Genomic DNA, 10,988 nt, shown 5'->3' on the forward strand with positions numbered 1-10,988 from the left:
TGGCTCTTGACTTGATTAATCCGAAACATCTTAAAAACTGGTTTACTAATTGCTGCTACTGTACCTCATAACATCCGGAAGTGCTGTATTTCAGCCTCCGACTTGTCCGGAAGTAAATCCCACAGAAAGAGTGTGGGAATATCTCAAAGATTTTTTAGCGAAAGTCGGTGTTTAGTAATCTTGACGAGCTCCGCACAAAAGTCCAGGAAATTTTGGCATCTTTCACCGTGAGCGTCATTGGTTTTCTCACCGGATGGTCTTGGATTTTACATTTTTTATCTCTATCACATCTTTAAAAAAATGGTATTATATAGCAATTCACTATAGCCCAATTTGCTTGTCACTAAAGTTAAAATAAACTATAATAAATTAACCTGATAATCCTCGGAAATAAAATCTAAAAACTAACTATTTTAATTCTCCTTAAAATTAACTTTTTTGAGACTAGTTTATGATTTTAAAAAGTATATTTGCAGCCATTCTTATTGTTTGACCGAAAGCATCCAGGATACAGGCCCCCGGATTCATCCGTGGAGAAATAAAAACCTGTATCCGATGAAACTTGCCCCCCGAATTTATCCGTGGGGGTCAATGCTTCATTCTAAAATCTAAAATCTAAAATCTAAAATCGATTGACGGTGGAGGCGCCGGTTTAGGGAAATCTAGATGTGAATTAAACATATTAATTAACCGGCGTTGCACAATTTGAGGATTATTGTGGGGAGTTGGGGTTAGGCGTCCCGCCTGCTGTGAAAATACACGCCTTCGGGCTCATGGTTCCAGCCACAAAAAAATTAAAATCATCCCGCTATTATGCAACCGCCCATTAACCAGCTCATATGATATTTTTCACTCTACAAAAACGAACCGACCAGGCAGCATATAAAATCCCCTCGCGCAGAAGCTGGGGAGGGGAAATGGTGAATAAAATTATTGGTTTCAAATTATCGATAGGTAGGTCTCTTTTTGCCGTGTCAAGAGGTATCGGGCGATCGAGCGACCGATGTTGGCCAGTCGCTAAGATAATTTCCCGGTGGGAAACCGAGAAATTATCAACTAAATCAACCTTTTTTCTGGCGTTGCAGTTGAGTTTTCCAATTAGCCATGTCCTTCTGAGCCTGCTGATAACTCTTAGTACCCGACGGCACCAGCGAAGCAGCTTCAACTGCCTCTTTCAGCTTTCCTTGAGAGCCTCGCAACTGAGCAATTTTGAGAATACTTTCGCTCCACTCTCCAATTAACTGCTGAGCTTCTTCATACTTCGGCTGACCGGGTTCAATTTTATTAGCTTGCTGGATGCCTTTACTGTAAGAAGAGGCAGCCCCCCGCTTAATTTGACCCTTAGCAGCCGATAGCAAAGCAGCATTTACGTCCTGGTCTTTGGATAGCTCCTCCCACTGAGCGATCGCCTGTTTCGACTGATTGTACACAGGCTGATTGACATCCGGCATCAATTTAGCCGCGCCGATCGCCCCCTGGAAATCGCCCCGAGCAGCCCGCCCGTTAGCTATATCCAAAATCGTTAAACTCCAGCGCTCAATATCCTGCTGAGCCTGCGGGTAGAGCGGATCGCTAGCCGGAATCGTTCGAGCCTTAACCACCGCTCTATTAAAACTAGAAGCCGAACCATCCTTGAGGAAAGTTTTCGCCTCAGCCCACACCTGCTGGCTCGATGGTGGCTGCTTGGTTCCCGTCCCTGCTTGCACCGCCCGCGGTTGGTTCTGCGACCCCCCGGCATTAGTAGATTTTTGAGCTCCAGAGTTTTGGGCATTTTGAGCAGGCGATCGAGGATCTCCTTCCTGCTGACCAATAAAAATTGATTTGTTCGTCACAAAAACACCCAACAGCAGCACCAAAGCCGTAGCTGAACTCCACAAAATTAGCTGCTGCAAAAATGACTTATCCGATCCCCCGTTATGCTCATCCTCCGGCTTTTGCAAGTTCGGTCGATCGCCTCCCCGATCGGCAGGGGCCACAGCATTTGGCTGCGACACAGGCGGCATCTCAACCGGCGAATCCTGAGCATTGCGAACTGCCGGAGGCAGATCAATTCGAGCGGTACCCGTAGCCATGTGCGGGCGATTGAACCCATCACCCGTACCAACCGCCATATTGCCGTTGCGTCCTGCCAACGCAGCAGTTGGTACCCCTGAAGCATCCGGCAAAATCACCAAATTAGCCTTTCCTGGAGGATTCACCACCATCAAAGGTTCTTGTTTCGGACGCAAATGGTGGTCACACAGCTCCGGCAGTCGATCGCTCAAAAAACGGTCTAAACCCTTAATGGTCATGCACTGTCCCGAGCGTAGCCCCTCCAAAAGCGCCGTCGTAAAAAACCCCTGACGCAAAGCCGAAGTTTCCCGCGAAACTTGATTCGGGCGGCAAGAAAGCACCGTTGGGATTTCCAGTTCCCGCGCCAGATCGACCGTTTGAGAGCCGATCGTTTCCCCCGCTTTCACAATCTGGCTGCGGTTCATATCAACCAGCACCAACACCGTTTCCGTAGGAGCGTTTTTCAGAGTATTCAACAGCAACTCTACCGGAATCCCCGTACCCTGAATGTCAGCCGGATTACCGTCAACCGGCATCAAATAATCCTTGCCTTCATAGCTGACACCGTAGCCGCTAAAAAAACACCAGAGTAAATCTCCCTGTTGCACATGTTCGGCGCAGAGGCTTTGGGTCAATCTCAGAATATTTTCCCGATTTGGATATGTAGATTGTCCCCACAGCGACGGCGAGCTATCGGTCATCAGCAGACATCCATCCGGCGCAAAACCCGCCTCCTCAGTCAAAAAACCGTACAGGGCCTCTGCATCCTCTTGGGCATAACTCAAAGGCTGGAGTAACTGATATTGATTGATGCCTATTGCAATACAAGCGTGATTTTTCATCCCCATATGCCCTATATATAATAGTGGACAGCTTGCACAAAACGATAACACATACCCGTTTAAGGTTATACCCACTTTCGCCAGCACTCAGATAGCACTTGTCGGAAGGAAGAAGTCCCAACAAGCGCCCCAATTTAGCATCCTAGAATTTTAACTTTTTATATTGCAGTAAAAATTTATACGCGGTGCCTGTCTTTAGAAAAATGACGTTAAATTGGATACACAGGCCAGTCTATTTGCTCTCATTTTCAGCACACTACACCAACAAGGAATAACCCGCCAATGGTCTCTACCGCCAAAAAAGAAATCTCCCCCCACAGCGAATCGCTACTGAAGCAAAAGCATCCTAAAACTCACAGCCATTATAGGTTTCAAGATTTTTTTGCCTTCGATCGCCAGATGGGTACAATTGACGACTGGAATGAGTCGCGCAACATTTTTACCAGCGAAGACTTCATTATCGGTTTGGTGGAGGGACTCGAAGAAGAAGTCGGCCCCGCGTCCTCTGTCATCATGTATACTATTGGTTGTCAGTGGGGACTCCAAGATTCCGAATTTTTTCAAAAATGGTTTAGTGCCGAATACAGCCAGAACATTCGCCAGTCAAATCTCATGTTTCTGCTAGAAACTTGGTGGTGGCCTTTCACGGCTCAAGGTTGGGGTCGCTGGGAAGTGGACATGAGCGATCGCAAACACGGCTGCATCTTCATCAACCTCTTTGACTCAGCAGTTGCTCGTACTTTGGGCGACGTAGGCAAACCTGTTTGTCACCTATACGCCGGTTTGTTCGCCGGTTTCTTCGGCTCTTTAGTCAAAAAGCCTCTGAGCTGCATAGAACTCCAATGTTACTCAATGGGAGAAACCTATTGCAAGTTCCTGCTTGGCAACCCGGATAAAATTGATGCAGCAGCATTCTGGCTCAACGAAGGTGCCAACGCCCGCGATATTCAAAATCGACTGCAACACGGTGAAATATTGCGGTAAACAACCTGGAAAGGCACATCCCCTGCCCTGCCTTTCCTCCCACCCATTTCGCGATCGAAAGTGCGATGGTGGATTTCTCCAGGCAGGAAGAAAGATGAAAAGTCAAACTTCATGGTTGGGCCAATCTGTCCAAGAATTCTTTGGTCACTATAATTGGCTGGGAAAATCTTTAGAAACCCCAAATGGCTCGACTCCGGGTCAACTTCTGAGTTTAACCCAGCCAGTAGCTGACTTTTTTCAAGCTATTTCTTGGGAAGGAATTCCGGAAGTAGGTGCCCTACCCCTACCGCCACCCTTGCCAGTAATTTCTATTTCTGAACAAGCAGAAGTCACCATTGATGACCTATTTGACCTGTTTTAATCTGTGTAGGGAATGGAAAATGGCCCTGAGTTAATATTAGGAATCCCGAAGTGCAACTGGTAACTTTTTATTATTATTGGGAAGTAGGAAAACTACTAATAAATAACAACTACTAATTGCCAACTGCCAACTGACTTCCTTTTATCAATTACCGATAACCACTTAATTAAAATCATGCACCCTGAGATTGAGGCGCTGCTGGATCAGGCAGAAAACCGCTTTTTAAAAGGCGAAGAACTCATAGCTTTTAAGCGTCAAGCTGTAACCCTTGTCCAGCGCTTAAAAATTTACGAATTTTTGCGAGAGAAGGAAGCAAGCATCTTCCAACCAGTAGCCAACAAGCTACAAGAAACGTTCCCCGACGAAAAACAAGAAACCTTAGAACGATCGCTCAAACACTGGGTTTTAGTCTTGCGGTACTGCGCTATGGCTATGCTGCTGAACGATCAAATTTTTCTAGAACAGCGCCTTTTAGACTGGCTTTCCGGCATAGTCGAAGCCCACCAAACTCAAAATATAGAAGCAACTGTTTGCAATCTGCTGCAAACTCGTTTAAAAGAATTGCTTTCAGAGCAAGCCCGGGCTATATTGCAACCATTTTTCGACCAAGCACAGTCAATTATTATTGACCAAGGTAATAAATAATCAGCTTTCTTCCCAATTTCCAATTTCCAATTCCCGATTCCCAATTCCCAATTTCCGATGATTAATATTGCCGACTTACTCAAACAGCCCCGACTCCCTGGAAACTACTTTGCCAGCGATGCCTACGTCCGAGGCGACCTCGAACTCGGCCTCCTCGAAAACCGCCGGGGCGATCGGCTCCTAGCGCTCCCAGAAACACTGATTCAAGCCATTTATATCGGCTTAGAAAAAGAAACAGGTCAAGCCTCCCGCCTCGTACTTTTCAACTGCGGTCGCTGGTGGGGTAAAAACTTCTACGTGCGTTTTTGCGAAGAAGTCAGCGAATACTACGGTCAGCCAGTTTCTGAAATGGAAATGGTAGAATTTCTTCAGTCCTTGCAGCAGTGTTGGAAAACTCATGGATGGGGAACATTTGAGCTTGATCCCAGCTATTCCGAACATGGATTTTTAATAGTAAAAATTGCTAACTCTCTTTTTGCTAAAACAGCCCCCAAGTCTAAGCGACCAGCCTGTTTTTTAGAAGCAGGTATTTTAAGTTCGTTCTTTAGTCAGCTTACGGGTCGAGAACTTCACTGCCTGCAAACATCCTGCGAATCATTGGGTTCGGACTGCAACCGCTTTATTTTAGGGCTGCGCGATCGCCTCCAACCTGCCGATTCTATGGTCGAAGAAGGAAAAGACCATGAAGCTATTCTCAGTCAACTTTTCCCAAAAAACTGACTTGTGTGACAGCTATTAGTTTGTTAATAGCTGTCAAATCGATTGTTGGGCACTCATATTATCCACCGTATCATCAAAACTGTGAGTTAAATTATAAAAAAGCTCCTGAGTTAAAAAATCGGGTTTTAGAAATTTAAATAAAACCTGATTATAACTAGCAGCTAGAAAATTCATAACTTACTCTACAAATTCATAAAATTTAAAAGCAATCAAAACCTCAAACATTTTGCTAGAACTTAATGGACGCCAATGAACTTCTAACTCGATATGCAGCCGGCGAAAGAGATTTTAGACTGGCAAATCTGCGCGGCATTGTGTTGAGTCCGATCGATTTATACCGTTCCAGCGATGCCCCCACTCTACTTTTGGCAAACCTCAACCAACACCAGCAACGACCCTACTTAATCGGTGCTAACCTCAGCGGGGCCGACCTCACCAAAGCCCATCTGAGCCGCGCCAATCTCAGCAAAGCTGACCTCAGCGGAGCCAATCTCACCGGCGCCAACCTCATGGCAGCCAGTCTGAGCGGAGCTAATCTCATCGGAGCCAATCTCACCGGCGCCAACCTAGCCGGCTCTCATCTGAATTGGGCAAACCTGACCGGAGCAATTCTTCCCCATGCTAATCTCATAGGGGCAGATATGAGCGCCGCTAACCTCACCAAAGCCGTTCTCACTGAGGCCAATCTCAGTAAAGCCTATCTGATTAAAGCCAATCTCAACGGGGCAAACTTCAAAGATGCTTACTTAAGTCTAGCGAGTTTGAAAGAGGCAGACTTGACCGAAGCACAGCTCACCGGAGCCGAATTATCCAAAGCCAACCTAGCCGGAGCCAACCTAACCCGTGCTAACCTCAGCAAAGCCAACCTGTTGAAAGCTAATCTCAGGCGAACTAACCTCACTCAAGCCTATTTAAACGGCGCGTGCTTGATCGGATCAGACCTTAGCGAAGCTTGCTTGGATAGAGCCAATTTGTGTAAAGCAGACCTCAGCCAAACCTACCTGAGAAACATTACTTTGAATGGCAGCCACTTAAGCGGTATTAACCTCAGCGGGGCCGACCTCAGCGGTGTAGACTTGAGCCGCAAACTTTTAACTGGAATTAATATGGCAGAGGCATTGTTGAATGAAGCCAACTTGAGCGGTGCTTATCTGATGGAAGCTAACTTGAGCGGGGCAAACCTCAGCAAAGCCAACTTGAGTCTAGCCTACCTGATCAACGCCGACCTGTCTAATTCTTGCCTGCATGAAATTAACTTCAGCAAAGCTAACCTGAGTAAAGCCAACTTGCAGAAAGCTGACTTGACAGGAGCCAACCTCCGGGGAGCGATTCTAACTGAGGCGGATTTGACGGGAGCGAAGTTGATTGGAGCCACTCTTCCTAACGGCACAGTTTATCGGCGTTAACTGGTCAACCCCCTGGATTATTTGCCTAGTAAAGTGCGGTTGATGTCCAGAATCGGAAAAAATAGGTTCCTTTCTTCCACCGTGAGATATTGTTTGAGGACCTTTTTCATCACATCGTAGGTCACGGTCGCACTATTTCTAACTTGAACAGCACCTAAAATAGTTTGCAACCAAAGTAGTAGCCGATCGCGCAATCGTTCCGTATCATTAATCAATAGTGCTGCCGTCGAATGCCTCAACACCCGCACAATATCTCCACGGCACTTTTCAGTGACATCGTTAGCCCCCCGCCGAAATAAATTAGGGTCTAGAGACAGCATTTGTGCTTCCACTTGCCGCATAATTTCCGTTTCAGAGGCTTGAATTTTTTTATAAGCACTCATCCGGTGATTCAAAGACTGAAAGTAGTCTTTCAAAAATTGGAGTTCTTCTGCACTGGCGTAGCGTCCGTCTGCTTCGGTGCTCAAACGCGCAAGTTGGCTCAACATAGATTTTTCTCTACTACTAAAATACAAACATATCAGTTTTAAGCTTCTTTAGTCCGAACTAAATACTGTCCCACTTGAAAGCGGGTTTCATTAAGCTGTGTAACGATAGAACGAGTAATTAACTTTCCCGATTCTACAACTACTTGACCCGTAATTGGGTGTAATAAATCTTGCTGGGCCCGGCGGCCGATCAGAGCTTCGACATTTTCAATAGCATTAATGTACATCCCCGCAGGCAACTGTACAACCACACCCTCGCCCATAATTTGAGCCTGACAAGCAAGTCGCGAATTGGCTTTAGCCGTAGTAATGACTTCCAACGTCCTTCTCTCGCGGCGGTTCATGTCCGACAAGCCTTCCATGCCTTCTTTAATGTAAACATGGCAGGTAGCGCACATTCCCCGCCCCCCGCATTCCTTGAGAACGTCTAAATCTTTGGAAAGTAAGGCAGACAGGATATTTGATCGGGTTTCGACTGCTATTTCCTCCGCAATTGGATCTAGTTTAATAATTTTAACCATATTGATGTTTGCTCCTGTCAAGTTCAGTATTTAGCAAGTTACGATCAACTTATTCAAAGCGCAAAAAAATTTGGCTAACACTCAAAAAGGTTAAGATGCCTTGACGACAGCATCGGCTTCGGGTTCTCTAACCCCTATGACATAACCGCACTTCTGTTGTGGTCATATCGCTGTTCCCTCGCCCCGATTCCCCAGCTTAGCCTTGAAAAGCTAAAACCTTAGATACTTTCTGGATGGCATGGAAAAAACTGTAATAGTCGCCATCGACTAAAATAGCAGCCACAGGTAGTTTCAGATCCGACACTCGAATCCGGCAAGATTGATACTGATTCCGCAAGTCAAGGATGTTAGTAGGTGCGAGTGTGCGATCGCTCTCAAGGAGGCTGAGAATGAACCTGAGATAACATAGCAGTACCTGGCGAGCGATTCAAAAATTTGAATTTTTGTCAGAATTATTTACATATTTTAATACTAGCTCAAGCTTTTTCTATAATTAGACCGATGCAACATTCTAAGTACCGCATTTTAGGGCTAGTCGGACAAGGACAATTTGGTCGAGTCTTTTGTGCCAGCGTTCGAGAAGCTCCCGCCCAGGACTCCCGTCTCACCAGCCAACTGGTTGCTCTCAAAGAACTTAGTCATCAAAAAGCCCCAACTAGCGAATTCTTGCGAGAGCTGTGGTTTCTAATCACCTTGCAGCACCCGAACATTGTTACCTGCCGAGCTCTAGAACACACAGCTACAGGCAGGTACTTGGTTATGGACTACTGCGAGGGAGGAACCCTCCGCAACCTGCTCAAACAAGAGCGCCCCTTGCGTCTACTCGAAGGTTTGCAGCTAGTCATGGAAGTTTTAGCCGGCTTAGACTACGCCCACCGCCGAGGCGTAGTTCACTGCGACATCAAACCCGAAAATATCCTCCTAACATTAGGAGCAAAAGGTTGGTCGCCCCGGCTTTCTGACTTTGGTATCGCGCGTCGGCTGCCAGAAATTGGTACCACTCGCCTCCACCAAGAACTTTCTCCCGACGCTACCGTAGGTTCCCCCGCTTACATGGCCCCTGAGCGGTTTTACGGTCTTTTTTCCCCGATGTCAGATATATATGCAGTAGGAATTCTGCTGTTTGAATTGCTAATGGGCTACCGCCCTTTCGGGGGAACCCCCGGAGACTTGAGGTGGGCGCACCTGAATCAACGCTTGCAATTTCCCGACGCCATCCCCGAACCTTTGCAAGCAATAGTCAAAAAATCTTTAGAAAAGCTGCCAGCCCGCCGTTTTGCCAGTGCTTCCCAAATGGCTCAAGCTCTGCGGCTAATCATGTACGACCCCGCGGTCAGACAATTGGGCGACTGCATTATTCCCTGGGAAAACCCCACAACCAGTGGTGATAAAAGTGTGAAGTCGGAAACTGACTCTTTGCTGGAAGTTGAAGAGGAAAAAGCATCACAGCCGGCGATTAATTTACTTGGGACTGTGCACTATTCGCTTTCGCAGCCCAAGCCACTGATACTTCCAGCACCGTTGACCGCTTTAATTGCCACTGAAACGTATCTATATGCTGCTGTAGGTACAGAGGTCAAGGTTTGGTCTCAGCCGGGAAAACAGCTAGTTACAGGAGAAATGTCTACTTCTATTTCATTAATGGCGGAAATTGTGCGTGGAATTTTACCGAGTTCCCACGGCTGCTGCGTTCTCACTCCGCAAAAACTTTACTGGCTCAATGAGGACTCTTGGGAGCCTCAGTGTTTGCTGGATATGGGTTTGAGGCAAGGTCCCGATGCTTTTAAAGCTGCTATTGACTCTCACGGCAACTGGTTGACAGTAGCGGTTCCCGGCGAACTGCGTTTTTATTCTTTAGCGGGAAACAGCACGGCGGGCGATCGGAAAAAAGCGCTGAAGCCGATCGCTACTGTGCCCTTACCAGAACACTATTTACCAGAATTAATTTTTTTGGATCGGCGACACGTCTTAGCAGTTTGGCCGGACAACGAACCAAAAAATCCCCAAACTATTTTTAGAGTTTACACTCGCCGCGGCACGCCGGTGGGTTCTGTGCGGTTGTCTGCCAGCGTGGGACAGATGCTGTTGACACCTGAGCCTTATACTTTGCTGGGAATTCCCCAAGGTGGTAAAGCGGCGGTGTTGTTGATGAAATTGTGGCCGCTCAAGGTAGCGCGAATTCCCCTTGAAAGTTTGCCTGTGTCTGCTTGTGTGGCTAATTGGGGATGGGTGTTGGCAGATGTTGGGGGGCAGATAGAAGTGTTAAACAGTCAAGGGATTCAAGTAGGGAGTTTTAGCAGCCCCGCCTCACCCCGGGCGATAGCTCCTTGGGGGAATAGAGGTTTGGTGATTGCTGTCAATACTGAGGAAGAGAGTCACTTGCACTTTTTAGATGTAAATGTTGAGGAGACCAACTCACCCTCGATCATCAAAGGCTGATAACTGGCGTAACTAAAGGAGTTTGGGGGTGTAATTCAGGAGAGTGTATTTGCGGGCGATCGATTCCTGGGAGTTTGATCAGGGTTAGAGTACCGTGTCGTGTCAACTTCGGGATTTTGAATCATGAGGAATTGTTAAGGGCGATCGGCTCAATCGGAGACCCAAACGTCCCTCAGTAAAGTCCAAGAAATGCAGAGACCACTTACACACCACTTACATATATGACTCATGCACCAGCCTGCTTCTGTCATTCTAACCCCATGATGCAGCCTCACACCTTAGAGTCTAACTTTGCCTTACCTCTACTCCAAGTAAGCCCCATCATCGGGTTGAACCACTGAGATCTTCTACTCATGCGCGGGAGATAGTCTGCCCCAAAAGTCCTATCTTGCCCCAAAAAAAGACCCTATAGTTAAAAGAGGAGTCAGCCAGGGGATACCGGAGCGGTGAAGGACAGCCGAAACCCTTGGTGTGTATAGGTTCAAAAAAAAGTCAAAAATATTTTCGCAAAACGCTTGACAACTCTAGGG

9 protein-coding genes are annotated in these 10,988 nt (G+C 46.8%); 6 read left to right on the plus strand and 3 right to left on the minus strand.

From position 1 onward, the window contains the following. Window positions 1-1,061: 1,061 nt before the first annotated feature. The gene (locus tag QUA70_RS26910; RefSeq protein WP_333335885.1) at window positions 1,062-2,894 is read right to left on the minus strand and encodes a peptidase C14; all 1,833 of its coding nucleotides are present in this window, start codon (window positions 2,892-2,894) and stop codon (window positions 1,062-1,064) included. A gap of 282 nt (window positions 2,895-3,176) precedes the next feature. On the opposite strand from QUA70_RS26910, the gene QUA70_RS26915 reads away from it, so the two are divergent. The 5 genes from QUA70_RS26915 (at window position 3,177) to QUA70_RS26935 (ending at window position 7,010) form a co-directional block, all read left to right on the plus strand. Continuing rightward, a complete protein-coding gene (locus tag QUA70_RS26915; protein WP_333128737.1) occupies window positions 3,177-3,878 on the plus strand; it encodes a V4R domain-containing protein in 702 nt (233 codons plus the stop codon). 94 nt (window positions 3,879-3,972) lie between these two features. Then, window positions 3,973-4,239, plus strand: a complete 267-nt coding sequence (locus QUA70_RS26920; protein ID WP_333335888.1) for a hypothetical protein — start codon at window positions 3,973-3,975, stop codon at window positions 4,237-4,239. A gap of 174 nt (window positions 4,240-4,413) precedes the next feature. Then, entirely contained in the window at window positions 4,414-4,884 is a 471-nt protein-coding gene (locus tag QUA70_RS26925) for a phycobilisome protein (protein ID WP_333335890.1), read from the plus strand. A gap of 57 nt (window positions 4,885-4,941) precedes the next feature. Then, entirely contained in the window at window positions 4,942-5,604 is a 663-nt protein-coding gene (locus QUA70_RS26930; protein WP_333335891.1) for a V4R domain-containing protein, read from the plus strand. Between the two features lie 239 nt (window positions 5,605-5,843). Next, window positions 5,844-7,010 carry a pentapeptide repeat-containing protein gene (locus tag QUA70_RS26935; protein WP_333335893.1) on the plus strand — a complete coding sequence of 389 codons (1,167 nt, stop codon included), beginning with the start codon at window positions 5,844-5,846 and terminating at the stop codon, window positions 7,008-7,010. A gap of 17 nt (window positions 7,011-7,027) precedes the next feature. Here the strand turns inward: QUA70_RS26935 and QUA70_RS26940 are convergent, their stop codons facing one another. Together QUA70_RS26940 and QUA70_RS26945 are read right to left on the minus strand one after the other, a co-directional pair. Next, a complete protein-coding gene (locus QUA70_RS26940; RefSeq protein ID WP_333335896.1) occupies window positions 7,028-7,498 on the minus strand; it encodes a phycobilisome protein in 471 nt (156 codons plus the stop codon). A 38-nt stretch (window positions 7,499-7,536) separates the two neighbouring features. Next, window positions 7,537-8,019 (minus strand): 2Fe-2S iron-sulfur cluster-binding protein, encoded by a 483-nt coding sequence (locus QUA70_RS26945; RefSeq protein ID WP_006635922.1) that lies wholly within the window; start codon window positions 8,017-8,019, stop codon window positions 7,537-7,539. Window positions 8,020-8,520: 501 nt separating this feature from the next. Here QUA70_RS26945 and QUA70_RS26950 point away from each other — a divergent pair. Beyond that, window positions 8,521-10,458, plus strand: coding sequence for a serine/threonine-protein kinase (locus QUA70_RS26950; protein WP_333335898.1), 1,938 nt, complete (start codon window positions 8,521-8,523; stop codon window positions 10,456-10,458). Window positions 10,459-10,988 lie beyond the last annotated feature (530 nt).

Source organism: Microcoleus sp. LAD1_D5 (assembly GCF_036702115.1).
In the GTDB taxonomy this organism is placed as follows: Bacteria; Cyanobacteriota; Cyanobacteriia; order Cyanobacteriales; family Microcoleaceae; genus Microcoleus.